Origin of the sequence: Flexivirga oryzae, assembly GCF_014190805.1 — a bacterium.
Classification (GTDB): Bacteria; Actinomycetota; Actinomycetes; order Actinomycetales; family Dermatophilaceae; genus Flexivirga; species Flexivirga oryzae.
The window spans coordinates 281,084-295,412 of record NZ_JACHVQ010000003.1 but is presented as its reverse complement, the minus strand read 5'-3'; the positions used below and the strand labels follow the sequence as shown (position 1 = coordinate 295,412).

General features: G+C 70.0%; 12 protein-coding genes. 9 read left to right on the top strand and 3 right to left on the bottom strand.

The window, feature by feature from the left end; translation table 11 throughout:
* Window positions 1-16: 16 nt before the first annotated feature.
* Window positions 17-670, bottom strand: coding sequence for a hypothetical protein (locus FHU39_RS18330; RefSeq protein ID WP_183322146.1), 654 nt, complete (start codon window positions 668-670; stop codon window positions 17-19).
* A gap of 134 nt (window positions 671-804) precedes the next feature.
* The gene (locus FHU39_RS18325) at window positions 805-2,535 is read right to left on the bottom strand and encodes a serine/threonine-protein kinase (protein ID WP_183322145.1); all 1,731 of its coding nucleotides are present in this window, start codon (window positions 2,533-2,535) and stop codon (window positions 805-807) included.
* 220 nt (window positions 2,536-2,755) lie between these two features.
* On the opposite strand from FHU39_RS18325, the gene FHU39_RS18320 reads away from it, so the two are divergent.
* Both FHU39_RS18320 and FHU39_RS18315 read left to right on the top strand, forming a co-directional pair.
* Window positions 2,756-3,517, top strand: a complete 762-nt coding sequence (locus FHU39_RS18320) for an aminotransferase class IV (RefSeq protein ID WP_183322144.1) — start codon at window positions 2,756-2,758, stop codon at window positions 3,515-3,517.
* Window positions 3,502-5,538 carry a chorismate-binding protein gene (locus FHU39_RS18315; protein WP_183322143.1) on the top strand — a complete coding sequence of 679 codons (2,037 nt, stop codon included), beginning with the start codon at window positions 3,502-3,504 and terminating at the stop codon, window positions 5,536-5,538. Before FHU39_RS18320 ends, FHU39_RS18315 begins: the two co-directional genes overlap by 16 nt.
* Window positions 5,539-5,604: 66 nt before the next feature.
* On the opposite strand, the gene FHU39_RS18310 is transcribed toward FHU39_RS18315, so the two are convergent.
* Window positions 5,605-6,279, bottom strand: a complete 675-nt coding sequence (locus FHU39_RS18310) for a TetR/AcrR family transcriptional regulator (RefSeq protein WP_183322142.1) — start codon at window positions 6,277-6,279, stop codon at window positions 5,605-5,607.
* Window positions 6,280-6,401: 122 nt separating this feature from the next.
* Between FHU39_RS18310 and FHU39_RS18305 the strand changes: the two genes are divergently transcribed.
* The 7 genes from FHU39_RS18305 to FHU39_RS18275 all read left to right on the top strand — a co-directional run bounded on the left by FHU39_RS18305 (window position 6,402) and on the right by FHU39_RS18275 (window position 14,317).
* Window positions 6,402-7,940: an MFS transporter gene (locus FHU39_RS18305; protein WP_183322141.1), complete on the top strand. Its 1,539-nt coding sequence runs from the start codon at window positions 6,402-6,404 to the stop codon at window positions 7,938-7,940.
* 148 nt (window positions 7,941-8,088) lie between these two features.
* Window positions 8,089-8,346 (top strand): phosphopantetheine-binding protein, encoded by a 258-nt coding sequence (locus tag FHU39_RS18300; protein WP_183322140.1) that lies wholly within the window; start codon window positions 8,089-8,091, stop codon window positions 8,344-8,346.
* A 3-nt stretch (window positions 8,347-8,349) separates the two neighbouring features.
* Entirely contained in the window at window positions 8,350-9,609 is a 1,260-nt protein-coding gene (locus FHU39_RS18295; RefSeq protein ID WP_183322139.1) for an enterochelin esterase domain-containing protein, read from the top strand.
* Between the two features lie 105 nt (window positions 9,610-9,714).
* Window positions 9,715-10,497 (top strand): SDR family NAD(P)-dependent oxidoreductase, encoded by a 783-nt coding sequence (locus FHU39_RS18290; RefSeq protein ID WP_183322138.1) that lies wholly within the window; start codon window positions 9,715-9,717, stop codon window positions 10,495-10,497.
* 3 nt (window positions 10,498-10,500) lie between these two features.
* Complete coding sequence (locus tag FHU39_RS18285; protein ID WP_183322137.1) at window positions 10,501-11,406, top strand: DMT family transporter; 906 nt, start codon at window positions 10,501-10,503, stop codon at window positions 11,404-11,406.
* A 3-nt stretch (window positions 11,407-11,409) separates the two neighbouring features.
* Window positions 11,410-12,075 (top strand): DUF3159 domain-containing protein, encoded by a 666-nt coding sequence (locus FHU39_RS18280; protein ID WP_183322136.1) that lies wholly within the window; start codon window positions 11,410-11,412, stop codon window positions 12,073-12,075.
* Between the two features lie 217 nt (window positions 12,076-12,292).
* A complete protein-coding gene (locus tag FHU39_RS18275; RefSeq protein ID WP_183322135.1) occupies window positions 12,293-14,317 on the top strand; it encodes a bifunctional phosphatase PAP2/O-acyltransferase family protein in 2,025 nt (674 codons plus the stop codon).
* Window positions 14,318-14,329 lie beyond the last annotated feature (12 nt).

Sequence of the window (14,329 nt, the reverse complement as noted above, 5' to 3'; positions counted from 1 at the left end):
CGTGCGGTGGGGGTGACTACTTCGCGGTGATCCAGAGCTTCGTGATCAGCGCCATGGTCGACTCGCAGTCGTTGTCACCAGCAGGCTGGGCAGTGATCTCGATCGAAGCCACACCGCTGAGTGGCGTCGACATCTCTCCCGACTGCTTGAACGTGACGTTCTTCGACTTCACCGTACGGCCGTCTACCGTTAGGTCGAATTCCAACGTCTGGTCGGAGCTGTCGGATTGGATGTCCTGTGCAAACGCGACATGTAGCGTGCCAGTCGTCTGACCGAAGCGAAGCTCGATCGGTTCCGACGCGCTGCAGTAGACATCAGTACGGATTCCCTGCACAGGGTCGGCCTTACCAGCGGGCGTGTAGCTGCCTTCCTCCCAGTTGTCAGCCGAAAAGGCGTCTGACAGCGTCAACGTACGATCCGCGCCAGTGGCTTGGAGTACCGGTGGACCCGAGGACTCGCCGCTGCCTACTTCGTCGTCCGACGGGTCGACGGTAGCTCCAGCATCGGCGTCGGTCGAGGGAGCGGAGTCCGGGGTCGTCGCACTGGTTGCGCGAGGTGCCTGCACGGTCTTGGTGACTACCATCGTCCGCGTCACAGCCGAGGGCGCCGCTTTGTTGCTTCCACCACCGCAACCTGCCAGCGCCAACGATCCAACCACGACAACTGGCATCAGACTCCACCGCATGGTGCCCCTCCTCCGAACGACCATCGCCACACAGTTTTGCGGGCGCTGCACTATATCGACTGGCATCGTCGGTGCCCGGCGTGTTGCGCGGCGTGGAACGCAGCGCAACACGGTCCTCGTCACGGCGCAGTCGCCCCCCGCTGCCAGAGCGAGCCGGTAACCGCGTTACGACTGGCCACGGCACATCGCACTTGCCGTCCGCTCGGCCCGGTGCCCTGCAGCAACTGGACCGTGACGGACTGGTCGGTGCCGTCGAAGGTGCGGCCCGAATAGGTCTGTGCCGGCACGGCGCATACAGCATTCACGCTCAGGTCGTCGGGCGGTGTCATCCACGCACCGACGAACTCAAGTCGATGTGTCTTGGAGCAGGGGATCTCCGGACCCGAGCCCGTGGCCGACGCGGTGCAGGCGAGCAGTTGCGCGGACGGGTGGCCGGCGAGCGTCTTGATCTGGGCCGCTCCGGCACCGGCGTTGCCGGCACTCGTCGTGGGGAAAACCACGCAGGCGTTCCCAGATCGCTGCAAGCGCAAGAGTGGGGACAGCAGTTCGTCATACCCGATCCGGGATCGCACCGACGCCGTTGTGCAGTCGGTGTCCGCCAGCACCAAGCCGGAGCCGCTCTCGCTGCAGGGAGTCGCCCTGCCCGCCGAGTCGACGCACGATCCGTCGGCCAGCGCAGCAGCACTGGTTCCCGTCGGGCCCGTCGACGGTTCGCCGGTCGCGCTGTTCGCGGGCTCGCTGCTCGGTACAGTGGCATGGGAGTGGCCGACCGCCTGGTTCGAGGTGGTCCCAGCTCGCGGTGTGGCGCCGTGCGATCGGCCGGACCACAACACGTAGCCTCCGATCGCGAGGAGCACGACCACGACGGCTGCGCCGGCCGAGCGCCACAGGCGACCGTTCGTCGCGTGCGACGACAGAGTGGCGCCTTGGTCACCGTCCAAGGTGTCGGGTGCCGGCAGGTCATGTGTGGCGGAAGGTGTGATTCGCTCGGTGAGCGGAACGGTAGTCGAGTCCTCACCGACGCCCTCGTCCATGATCTGCTGGACCGTTGCCTGTTGGTGGCGGTTCAACTGATCGATCGCCCGCCGGGCGAACTCCCCGGCGGATTTCGGGCGTTGGGTCGGGTCGACCTCGAGCGCCTGTCGTATGACGTCGGCGAGACCGGCCGGGACGGCGTTGCTCGGCCGAGCCTCGCCGCTCGGGCCGGCGTCCGGTGGAGCACCCGTCAGCGCTTTGTGCAAGACGCACGCCAGGGAGTAGATGTCGCCGGCGGCTGCGTCCCGGTAACCGCTGGTGAAGCGCTCGGGTGCCATATAGGGACGCGAGCCCATCACGAATCCGGGCTGGGTCAGACGTTCGTCGTCGGCTGCGGTCGCGATGCCGAAATCGATCAGATACGCAAAGTTCCCGGGACCGATCAGGATGTTGGCGGGTTTGACGTCCCGGTGCACCAGGCCTCGCTCGTGGGCCGCATCCAGCGCTGCCGCGACCTGGCCGACGACGGCGACAGCGACCGCCGGGTCCATCGGCTCGGTCCGCAGTACATCCGCGAGACTGCGGTAGCCCTCGGCATACCTCATGTCCATGTAGAGGATGCCGTCAATCTGTCCGAAGCTGTGGATCGGCAGCACGTGTGGCTCGGTGAGGCGGGCGGCGATGTGCGACTCGCGGTCGAATCTCTCCCGGAACGCGGGATCCTGGGCAAGGCTCGGCAAGAGCAGTTTCAGCGCGACCGTCCGGCCGTGCCCGGTATCGAACGCGCGGTACACGGTGCCCATCCCGCCCTGGCCGAGGCGGCTGCGCAACTCGTAGCGGCCGAAGGTGTCGCCGACGTCGGGTTCGCGAGTCATCGTCATCCCTTGGTCTCGACGGTGCCGCCCGGACCGGCCGGTTGCGAGCGTATCCGCCCTGTCTCGCCACGCACTGTTCCTTGCCGCTCCCTCCTGGCGCCGACCGGCGCCAACGCGAGTATGCCGAAGTCCGCTCGACCTACCCGACTCCCACACAGTGTGCTACTCATCAGGCATGACATCGGCCGGGACGTGCAGCGAGGGTTCGCGCTGCCCGCTGTTGACGGACTCGTCCGTCGAGGACCTGGCCCGCTCCGGGCCGGTCGTGCTCGACTCCTGGCACCTGTATGACGGCGCCGGTGTCGCGGTCGACCGGCATCGCGCCCGGTTCGTGGCGGGCGTGCTCGACGTGTTCGGGGTGCCGGTGGACGAGGCCGGCGCGGCATACGACCACGCACTGGGCCATCTGCCCGTCACCGGTTCGTGGTTCCCGGCGTTGGTGTGGACGCGCGAGGGGCTGCGGTGCGCGGTCCGGATGTTTCCCGTGGAACGACTCCGCACGAGCATCACCCTGGGATCGGCATTCCTCGATGGGCGAAAACAACCTGATATCAAAGGGATCGACTACCTCTGGCAGACGGAGCAGGCCGCCGTCGCAGCCGCCGGCGGGTATGACGACCGGGTGCTGGTCACCGCGGGCGGCCTGGTGAGCGAGACGATATTTGCGACCTTGCTCGTACTGCGGGGCCGGGAGTTGATCGCGCCCCGCGCGCCACGATTGCGGGGCGTGACGCTGTCGGTGCTGCGCGACGAGGCGCCGAAGGCCGGGCTGACCGTGCGCGACGACGTGGTCCGCCTGTCCGATCTCGGTGCCGCAGATGGCATGCTGACGCTTTCGGCGCTCCACGGTGTCCGGGTCGTCGAACGGTTGGGTGACCTTGTGCTGCAACCGGATCGGGGCCTGCGGGATGCGTTGCAGGCGGCGCTCGAGACGGCAAGGCGACCGGTGCCGGACGGGAGCGGTGCGTGCGGGTCCTGCTGATCGACAACCACGACAGCTTCACCCACAACCTGGTGCAGCTGGTGCGTGCGGTGCCGGGCACCGAGGTCGTGGTGCTGCGCAACGACGCGCCGCTGCCACCGGACTGGTCGACCGGCTTCGACGCCGTCGTGATCTCGCCGGGCCCGGGTCATCCGTCCGTCGACGCCGACGTGGGGATCTCGCGGGTCGTGCTCGAACACAGCGACCTGCCGGTGCTCGGTGTCTGTCTCGGTCACCAGTTGCTCGCCGTGCTGCACGGCGGTGTCGTGGATCGCTCACCGTACCCGCGACACGGTGAAACGTCGGCGGTGACACACACCGGGGATGCGCTGTTCGGCGGCATACCAACGGAATTCGTCGCGGTGCGCTATCACAGCCTGGACGTGCGAACCCTCCCCGGTGCGGTCGTCCCCATCGCGCACGCGGCCGACGGCACGGTGATGGCGCTGCGGGTGCGGGACCAACCGCGGTGGGGTGTGCAGTTCCACCCGGAGTCGATCGAGAGCGAGCACGGCGCGACGCTGGTGGGCAACTTCCTCCGGCTGGCCGCGGCAGCGCGGCACCGCCTGGAGCGCACCCACCCGGCCCGGCAGCGCTCGACACGGGTGCCCGGAGTGCGGTCGCTGGCGCAGGTGCTCGCCGCTGTGACCGAACCGCCACGCGTTGTGCTCGACGGCGTCGAGACGCCCGCCGGGCCGGTGACCGTCGCCGGCTGGGACTCGCCGTGGTCGCACCGGTTGTCGGGCGTCGCGGGTGCCGGCACGCGCACCACGTACCCGGACGGCACTGTGACCGAGACCGCCGCTTCGGTGCTCGACGAGTTGCAACGGCACCTGCGGCGGCCGGTCGACGTCGCCGGCGAGCACCCCGGCGTGGCCCTCGGGTATGCCGGATTCCTCGGCTACGAAATGGGATTCGAACTGCTCGGGCTGGAGCTTCCCGTGACACCCGACACCGGGTGGCCCGACTCGTGGTGGACCCTGCTGACCCGGGCCGTCGTGCTGCGGCCCGATGGCGAGTGCTGGGTGACCGGGCTGGACGAGCCGGGCGACGACGCGTCGGTCGCCGATCTGGACACCTGGCTGCGCACGCCGCTCGACCGGCCGGCCGGCGCGACCGACTCCGCGACGTCACGCTCGGACGCTGCGCTTCAGCTCGAATACGGCTGCGAACAGGGCGAATACCTGCACCTCATCGCCACCTGCCAGGACGCCATCGCCCGCGGGGAGTCCTACGAACTGTGCCTGACCAACCGGTTGCACGGCGGTTTCACCGGCGATCCGCTGGCGGTGTTCCTCGCGATCCGGGCGGGTGGCCGGGTGCCGCGGGCGGCATACCTGCGCATCGACGACCGGCACACGGTCGTGTCCGGTTCGCCGGAGCTCTTCCTCGCCGTCGACGCCGACGGGCACGCGCGCACCGAGCCGATCAAGGGGACCCGACCGGCGACGGGTGACCCCGCCACCGACGACGCGACCGCGCAGGAGCTGGCGACGTCCCGCAAGGACCGCGCGGAGAACCTGATGATCGTCGACCTGATGCGCAACGACTTCAGCCGCGTCGCCGTGCCCGGGTCCACCACCGTCACCGGCCTGTATGACGTCCGTCGCTTCCCCACGGTGCTGCAACTGGTCAGCACCGTCGAGTGCGAACTGCCCGCGGGCACGGGGGTGGTCGACCTGATCCGGGCGACGTTCCCACCCGGTTCGATGACCGGGGCACCCAAGGAACGGTCGGTGCGGATCCTCGGCGAGCTGGAACGCGAGCGCCGCGGTGTCTACTCCGGCGCGATCGGGCTGCTCGGGCTGGACGGCACGGCCACCCTCAGCGTCGCGATCCGCACCCTGGCGCTCACCGGCGACCGGTTCACCCTCGGGGTCGGCGGCGCGATCACCCGGCTGTCCGACCCGCCGGCGGAGTGGCAGGAAACCCTCGACAAGGCGCAATCCGCGCTACGCGCCCTTCGCCGACAGGACAACTACTTCCCGAGAGGCTCACAACGGGCACCCGAAACAGGGTGAGATCGGGCCGAAATCGTGCGGTTTCTTGTCCTGTCGGCGCTTTTGTGTCCTGTCGGTGAATGAGCGTCAGGTGGTGGTGGAGGGTTTGCCGGGGGCGCCGAAGCGCAGGCCGTCGTAGATCAGGTCGACGACGGCGAGCGAGGTCTCCTGGCCCTCGGGGGTGCCGGAGGCCAGGCACACGCCGCCGAGGGCCCGGGTCAGCTCCGCGGCCGAGGCGTCGGGGCGGATGACGCCGGCGTCGATTGCCGGCTGCAACACCCGCGCGGCGGACTCCCGCAGGACCCGGCGGGCCGACTCGAAGGTCTCCGGATTGCCCTGCGTCATCGACCGCAACAGGTTGATCAGGCCCATCTTCACCGCGTAGTACTCGACGAAGCCGCGCATCCACTCGTGCAGCGCCTCGCCGGGCTCCAGCTCCTTGGGCAGGTCGTAGGACCGCTGCTCGATGCCGGAGACCTGCTCACCGTAGACCGCGAGCACCAGCTCGCAGCGGGTCGGGAAGTGCCGGTAGAGGGTGCCGATGCCGACTCCGGCCCGCTTGGCGATCTCGTCGAGCGGGATGTCGACGTCCTCGGTGAACGCCTTGGTCGCCACGTCGATCAGCTTCTGCCGGTTGCGCGCCGCGTCGGCACGCAGTGGCTTGCACGCCGCCGGATCCGGGGCCTCACCAGCGATTTCCGCCGGCTGCAGCTCGCTTTTCGGCGTCGCTTTCGGCTTCGTTGCCGTACCGCTTCGAGCCATCGTTCTCACACCTCATGGCATATCCGGTTGCAAAACCGGAGGATGCCTCCGTATAGTTCTAAGCGGAGATCGTCTCCGCTTCCATTTCATGGTACGCCTCGCTACCGCGAAGGACATAACTCGTGACCATTACTACCAAGGTTCACACCACTACGGCGCCCGCGACCGCCACCAATGTCGCCGCACCACCACACCGGGCCACCCGCCTCGTCCTGACCGCGGTGCTCGTCACCCAGCTGATGCTGGTGCTGGACGCCGCGATCGTGAACATCGCGCTGCCCGACATCGGCAGCCAGCTGCACATGTCCTCGACGTCGCTGTCCTGGATCGTCAACGCCTACACGCTGGCCTTCGGTGGCCTGCTGCTGCTCGGCGCCCGCGCCGGCGACATACTCGGCCGACGCACCACGTTCCTGGCCGGTATGGCGGTCTTCGTCGCCGCCTCGATGGCCGGCGGCGTCTCCCAGGGTGAGGGCCTGCTGCTCGCCGCACGCGCCCTGCAGGGTGCCGGTGCCGCGTTCGCCGCGCCGTCCGCCCTGGCCATCCTGATGTCGCTCTACAAGCCCGGCGCGGAGCAGACCCGCGCCATCGGCTGGTACACCGTCGTGTCCGCCTCCGGCGCCGCGACCGGCCTGCTCGCCGGCGGCATCCTCACCTCGGTCGCCTCGTGGCGCTGGGTGTTCTTCGTCAACGTCCCGATCGGCATCGCCGTCATCGCGGCCGGCTGGCGTGCGCTGTCCCGCGACAAGGGCGTGCGCGGGTCGGTCGACGTCTCCGGCGCGCTCCTGGTGACCGTCGGAATGACCTCTGTCGTCTACGGATTCATCCGGGCCGCATCGGACGGCTGGACCGAGTCCGGCACCCTGGCCGCGTTCGGCCTCGGGCTCGTCCTGCTGGCCGCTTTCATCGCGGTCGAACTACGCGCGGCCTCCCCGGTGATGCCGCTGCGGCTGTTCGCCGACCGCGACCGCGCCACGGCATACCTCGCCCGGCTGATGCTGGTGGCCGGCTCGCTCGGCGCGTTCTTCTTCATGAGCCAGTACATGCAGATCGTGCTCGGCTGGACGCCGTGGCAGTCGGGGCTGGCCTTCCTGCCGTTCCCGGTGACCATCTTCATCAGCTCGCAGCTGGTGGCCCGGGTCATCTCCAACCACTTCTCCACCAGGACGATCGCGGCCGTCGGCACCCTGCTGTCGACCGTGGGCATGCTGATGCTCACGACGCTGACCGCGCACACGACCTACCTGCAGATGCTGCCGGCGTTCGTGGTGTTCGCGCTCGGCAACGGCATCGCCTTCGTGCCGCTCACCACCGCCGGCCTGTCCCGGGTCGAGAAGTCCGACACCTCGGTCGCGTCCGGGCTGGTCAACGTCACCCAGCAACTCGGTGGCGCCCTCGGCCTGGCCGTGCTGGTGACGGTCTTCGCCACCGCGGGCAAGAACCCGGCGGTGGCACCCGGCGCCGGCGACCACGCCATCCACACCTTCGTGACCGGCGCCGACCGCGGCTTCGAGATCGGCGGGCTGATGCTGGCCGTGGCGTTCGTGCTCGTCATGCTCGTGATGCGACGCACCCCGCGCGGCGGGGCCGTCCGCGACGCCGCCGCGCCGGTCGAACGGCTGCGCGACACCGAGGAGATCGCCCTCGAGGCGACGACCTGAGGAGCCGCGAGGTACGAGCGGCGTCTCGAAGGACCGGCTGACGTCATACCCCTCGGCACGCCGCAGCGGCTCGGTCCTCGACCGGGCCGCTGCGCCGTGTTCGGCGGCCCCCTCGCCAGGCACAGGAAGTAAGGGTAACCTCACTTCTATGTCGCTCGCTGATTCGCCGAGGAGAACCCTCCTGAGGGCCGCCGACCTGCGTGCTGCCATCGCCGGACTGGTCGATGTGCCGATCGAGCGCCTGTCGGATCACGCGAACCTCATCGAGCACGGCATCGACTCCTTCCGGGTGATCCAGCTCGCCGAGCGGTGGTCCCGGCTGACCGGGCGCGTGGTGCGCTTCGCCGACCTGGCCGCCGAACCCACGCTGGCTGCCTGGGCCCGGATCGTCGGTGTCACCGCCTGAGCCGTGGCTGTCGTCACTGCCGGCCCGCCGGTCGCCGAACGCGTCGCCTCTCCGGTCATCACCCGGCTGGGCGAGCGCATCGCGGCGTCGCCCGGGGACGGACCGGCGCTCGTCGAACGCTTCTGGACGGATCTGGCGCACGCCGGAGGTACGCCGCTGGTCGACGCGGCCGGCGACGGCGAGGTGATCGCGACCTTCGTATGGCGCGGCACCCGCGCCACGACCCGCGTCCTGTTCGTACCCAACCGGATCGGGGACCGGGAGCAGCGGTCGGCGTCGCTGCTGCAGCACGTCCCGGGCACCGATGTCTGGCACATCGCCTACCAGCTGCGGTCCGACCACCGCGGCTCCTACCAGTTCGCGGTCGACCACCAGCCGATCGAGGACGGCCTGTCCGCCGACGCGCTGCAGCAGCACCTCACCCGGCTGGCCCGCCGCGGCGTGCCGGATCCGCTCTGTCCGCAGACGGTTCCGACCCGGTGGCGGCCGGGCAGCGCGAGCGTCTTCGCACTGCCGGACGCTCCCTCGGAATGGTGGCGATCGGGCGCCGCGCGCGTCGCCGGTCGGGTCGACACCGTCGACTGGTCGCCCACTGCGCCGGTCGTCCCGCGGCCGGTGCACCGCTACCGCGCGCCGGGCGACGAGGCCCAGCCGTTGCTGTTGCTCTGCGACGGGGACATGTGGTTCGAGCACCTCGGCCTGCCCGCAACCCTGGACGCCGCCATCGCGGTCGGCGCCCTGCCGCCACTCACCGTGCTGGCCCCCAGCGCGATCGACCTGACGCACCGGTGGACCGACCTCGCACCGACCGGCGGGTTCGCCGACGCCCTGGTCGCGGCCCTGCCCGACCTCGCCGCGGATCTCGGGCCGATCCGCGCCGACCGGCTGGTGGTCGCCGGCCAGAGCCTCGGTGGCCTCACGGCGCTGTATGCCGCCGCACGCCACCGCGACCTGCACGGCGTCATCGCGCAATCACCCTCGCTGTGGTGGCGACCCGGTTCCGCGCACACCGTGCCGCACCTCGAGCAGCTCGAAGAGCCCTGGTTGGCAGAGGTGTTCGAGAACGCTCCGGCCAGCTCGACCACCGTCCGGATCGACGTCGGGGCACACGAGGGCGCCATGCCCCAGGCCGCCCGGCAACTGGCCGAGGTGCTCGCGGCCCGAGGACAACCGACGCGACTCACGGTCTACCACGGGGGCCACGACTATCCGTGCTGGCGGGTGGCGCTGCTCGACGGACTCGCCGCCCTGTTGTGCACCTGATCCAGAGCCTTTCTATATAGTCTGCGTCGTGGACGATTCCCGTCGACCTCCTCACGACCACCGGAGCAGCGACCGACCCAGTGGCCCGAGCGGTGGTGTGCCGCAATGAGATTGCACGGCAGCTTCGCACTCGTCACCGGCAGCAGCGGGGGGCTCGGCGCAGCCGTCGCCCGGGAACTCATCCGGCACGGCGTGCGTGTCGTCGTTCACGGCCGTGACGCGACGCGCACCGCAGCTGTCGCCGCCGAGCTCGGTACGGCGCACGTGCTCGGTGACCTGGCCGACCCGGCCCAGGTGCAGCGGGTCGCAGACGAGGCGACCACCGCGCACGGCCGGCTCGACCTGGTCGTGCACAACGCCGGCATCGGCTGGCAGGGTGGCTTCGACACCATGCCGCCCGAGCGGATACCGGAGATCGTGGCGACCGACCTCACCGCCCCGGTGCTCCTCTCGCGTGCGGTGCTCCCCAGGCTGCTGGAGCGTGGCCGCGGCCACCTGTGCTTCGTGACCAGCATCGCCGGACGCACCGGGGTCGCCGGCGAGGCGGTGTATGCCGCCACGAAGGCCGGCCTGGACGCGTTCGCCGACTCGCTGCGGCTGGAGGCGACCGGCAGTGGCGTCGAGATCAGCACCTTCGTGCCGGCAGTCGTCGACACCGACTTCTTCACCCACCGCGGGACGCCGTACGAGCGCCGCTCGCCGAAGCCCCGCGACCCCGAACGTGTTGCCCGGCAACTTGTTTCACTGATCGCCTCCGGTGGTAGTGAACGGTGGAGCGACCCCGCCCTGCGGGTCGCCCCGGTGGTCCGGGCGGCATGGCCCGCGGCATACAACCGGCTGGCGAGGCGTTGGGGGGAAGAGACACGTCTTTCGGGAGGAGACGACTGACCGATGCTCTGGTTGGTGCTGCTGCTCGCCTGCGCGGCCGCGTTCGCGTTCGCGCTGTCGGCCATGCTCGAGCAGCGTGCGGCCACCCAGGCCACCCGGTCGCACTCGCTGGAGACGGTGCACGGGTTCTCCGCGTTCGTGCGGGCGCTGGTCCGGCGCAAACTGTGGCTCACCGGTTTCGTCATCAACAACGTCGGCTTCCTGATCCAGGCGGCCGCGCTGCACCTGGGCAGTGTCGCGCTGGTGCAACCGGTCATGGTCAGCCAGGTGCTCTTCGCGCTGCTGCTCACCGGGCTGGGCAGCCGGCTGCGTCCGAGCGCCAGGGACTGGTGCTACGTGCTGTGCATCTGCGCCGGGCTGATCGTGCTGCTGTCGGTGAGCGGCGCCGCCCCACTGCACGGCACCCCCAACCGCGAACTGGTCATCTGGGTGCTGCTCGCCATGGCGGCGCTCGTCGTGCTGCTGGTCGGCTCGGCGCGCGGACAGCAGGACGCCCGCATCGCCAGCATGCTGCTCGCGATCGCGGCGGGCGTCTGCTTCGCCGGCAACGCGGTGCTGACCAAGCTGACCGTGGAGGACCTCTTCGGCCCCGGCGTGCTGCACACCGCTCTCGACTGGCCCGGCTACAGCCTGGCCGTCGCGACCGCCTCCGGCCTACTGATCGAGCAGGCCGCGTTCGCACACGGCACCCTGCCGTGGGCGGTCGCGGCCATGAGCATCACCAACCCGGTCATCAGCTACCTCGCCGGGATCTTCGGCTTCCACGTCGCCATCCCGCACACCGCGGGTGCCCTGGCGGCCGTGTCCGTCACCGCCGTCCTCATCGGCATCGGCATCAGCGGGCTGGCGCACTCGCCGATCACCCGCAGCAAGACGCAGGGGCATTCACAGGTAGCGGTGCCATCATGAGTCATGCCTTTGCCACCAGCGGCGGCCACACCGGCCTGTCAGCTGATCATCGACAAGGAATTCGTGCGCGCTTCGGCGCTGCGCGCGGGTCGGCTCGCTCTGGAGGCCGCCGTCGTCCCTGCCCTGCTGCTGTATGCCGCACTCGCGACGGTCGGGCAGTTCTGGGGACTGATCTCGGTGCTGGTCTGGTCCGGCCTGATCGTGGCGGTGCGACTGCGCACCCAGTCCAGTGTGCCGCGCACCCTGTTGATCGCCGTGTTGATGCTGGTCGGGCGCACCTCACTGTCGCTGGCGCTGTCCAGCATCTACGTCTACCTGCTGCAACCGATCGCCGGGTCGCTGATGATGGCGTTCATCTTCCTGGGCAGCGCCGCCATCGGCAAACCGATCACCAAACACCTGTGCCGCGACTTCATCGCACTGCCGCAGATGCTCTTCCACGACAAGCGGGCGCACCGGATGTTCAGCCAGGTCTGCATCCTGTGGGGTGCGTCCCGGCTGGTCGACGTCGGCATGAACATGGGCTTCCTGCATCTCGGCGCGCGCAGTGCGCTGCTGTCGCGCGGGGTCTTCAGCACGTCGCTGACGCTGCTGACCATCGTGGTCTGCATCGCGTGGGGCTGGAGCCGGCTGCGGCGGATGCCCGAGTTCTCCATCGCCTTCGCTTAGTCACCCCCTGGGTAGGTAGCCCAGACCGAGGCACGAGGGGGCGGTCAAGCGAACGACCACAGACACAGGCGAATGACCGCGCCCGAGGCACGAGGGGGCGGTCAAGCGAACGACCACAGACACAGGCGAATGACCGCGCCCGAGGCACGAGGGGGCGGTCAAGCGAACGACCACAGACACAGGCGAATGACCGCGCCCGAGGCACGAGGGGGCGGTCATGAGCGCGACCCACTCCCCGCACCACGGGCACCACGGACACTTCCAGCTGCACCTGCCACGCGTGCGGGTGCACTGGCCGGCGGTGCCGCACACCCGGCGCCCGCACCTGCTCGGCGAACTCGTCCTCGGCGGGGCACTGTTCGCGGCATACCTGTTCGTCGACTCGTTCGGCAGTGCCAGCCGCACGGCCGCCGCACGCTCGCACGGTGAGCACGTGCTGCAGCTGGAGCAGTGGCTGCACGTCGACGTCGAGCACGGGCTGAACAACTGGCTGGCCGCCCGGCCGGGGCTGATGACCACCGCCAACTACGAATACGCGACGACCTACCTCATCTCGGCGGCGCTGCTGCTGGTGATCACCTACGTGTGGACGCCGCGGCTCTACCGGCAGGCGCGCAACTCCTTCATCCTGCTCAATCTGCTGGCCTTCGCGTGCTTCGCGGTGCTGCCGGTGATGCCGCCGCGGATGCTGCCCGGTTTCATCGACACGGTCGCCACGGGCGGCACGGTTGGTTCGTGGGGCTCGCCGATCGTCGCCGACGCGAACCAGCTGGCCGCCATGCCGTCGCTGCACATGGCCTGGGCGCTGTGGGTCAGCGTCATGCTCGCGCGGATGGCGCACCGCCAGTGGCTGCAGGTGGTGAGCGCCGCCCACGTCGGGGTGACGTTGTATGTCGTGCTCGCCACCGCCAACCACTACGTCCTGGACGTACTCGGCGCGGCCGTGGTGGTGGGCGTCGCCGTGGCGGTCACCGAGTGGTGGGACCGCGGCCGGCCGGGCGACCGGCTGCCGACATCGGACGCGTTCTTCCTGGACGTCGAGGCGCCCGGGAACGCGCAGAACGTCGGTGGCCTCGCCCTGCTCGGCGGCGCGCCCAGCTACGCGCAGATCCGCGACAACCTTGCCGAGCACCTCGACGTGCTGCCGCATTTCGCCGACCGACTGGCCGGTGCGCAGACCCACCGCTGGGTGCCGGCCGGACCGATCGACTGGTCGCACCACCTGGTCGAGGTGACCCTGCCGGAGGGCACGGACCTGGACTCGTTCGTCGGTGAACTCACCGGTGCCGCATTGCCTCGGGACCGGCCGCTGTGGCGGGTCTGGTTGATCCGCGGGCTCGGCGACCGGGTGGCCTTCTGCATCGTCATGCACCACTGCATCGCCGACGGCATCGGTGCGGTCGCGAAGCTGTTGCACATCCTGGCGCCGCCGTACCAGCTGCCCGTCCCCGATCGTCCGGGACCGACGTTGCTGCGACGCGGCGGCGGCGTCATACAGGGGTTGGCGCAGTTGGCGACCGACGGGAAGCCCGCGGCGGTGCTGCCCGCAGGTGGGCCGCGGCGTGGTTTCGCCACCATCGACGTGCCCCTGGCGGCCGTGCAACAGGTCGCGCGCAGCCACCGGATGCGGGTCACCGAGCTGCTGCTCGCGGCGACCGGCATCGCGCTCGCCGAGGTGGATCCGGTGCTCGCGTCGGCCTGCGACGACCGGTTGCGCGTCTCGGTCCCGGTGATGCTCAGGGCACCGGGCGTGGGATCGGACGACGGCGGCAACCTGACGGGTGCGGTCATCGTGGATGCGCCGGCCCGTGCGACTTCGATCGAGGACGTGCGCGACGAGGTATGCCGCCTCAGCGCTGCGCTGCGCACCCCGACCCGGGCGCTGGCGTCGCGGTGGGTGATGTCCTCCGCACTGCGCGCGGTGCCGCACGGCGGCCGGCGGTGGTTCGCCCGGACGGTCTACGGCCGTAAGTACTTCCAGGCGATCGTGTCCAACATGCCGGGTCCGGACCAGGCGTTCACGCTGTCCGGCTGCCCGCTGCTGCGGGTGCACCCGATCCTGCCGCCCGCCCCCGGCATACCGCTCACGATCGGCGCGCTCAGTTGGAACGGCTCGCTGGGGATCACGGTCGTGACCGACGCCGACGTGCTCGACGCCCGGGCGTTCGCGGACGCGCTGCAGGAGCGGGTGTTGCAGACGCGGCGGGCCGATGACGACGGCGCGGAGATGGCGCTGCGCTGAGCGCGCGTACTT

What these genes read in the sequence shown, in the direction of transcription:
- FHU39_RS18280 (WP_183322136.1), top strand. Translation starts at nt 11,410, where the DNA reads ATGCCTTTGCCACCAGCGGCGGCCACACCGGCCTGTCAGCTGATCATC.
- FHU39_RS18300 (WP_183322140.1), top strand. Translation starts at nt 8,089, where the DNA reads ATGTCGCTCGCTGATTCGCCGAGGAGAACCCTCCTGAGGGCCGCCGAC.
- FHU39_RS18310 (WP_183322142.1), bottom strand. Translation starts at nt 6,279, where the DNA reads ATGGCTCGAAGCGGTACGGCAACGAAGCCGAAAGCGACGCCGAAAAGC.
- FHU39_RS18330 (WP_183322146.1), bottom strand. Translation starts at nt 670, where the DNA reads ATGCCAGTTGTCGTGGTTGGATCGTTGGCGCTGGCAGGTTGCGGTGGT.
- FHU39_RS18325 (WP_183322145.1), bottom strand. Translation starts at nt 2,535, where the DNA reads ATGACTCGCGAACCCGACGTCGGCGACACCTTCGGCCGCTACGAGTTG.
- FHU39_RS18285 (WP_183322137.1), top strand. Translation starts at nt 10,501, where the DNA reads ATGCTCTGGTTGGTGCTGCTGCTCGCCTGCGCGGCCGCGTTCGCGTTC.
- FHU39_RS18275 (WP_183322135.1), top strand. Translation starts at nt 12,293, where the DNA reads ATGAGCGCGACCCACTCCCCGCACCACGGGCACCACGGACACTTCCAG.
- FHU39_RS18290 (WP_183322138.1), top strand. Translation starts at nt 9,715, where the DNA reads ATGAGATTGCACGGCAGCTTCGCACTCGTCACCGGCAGCAGCGGGGGG.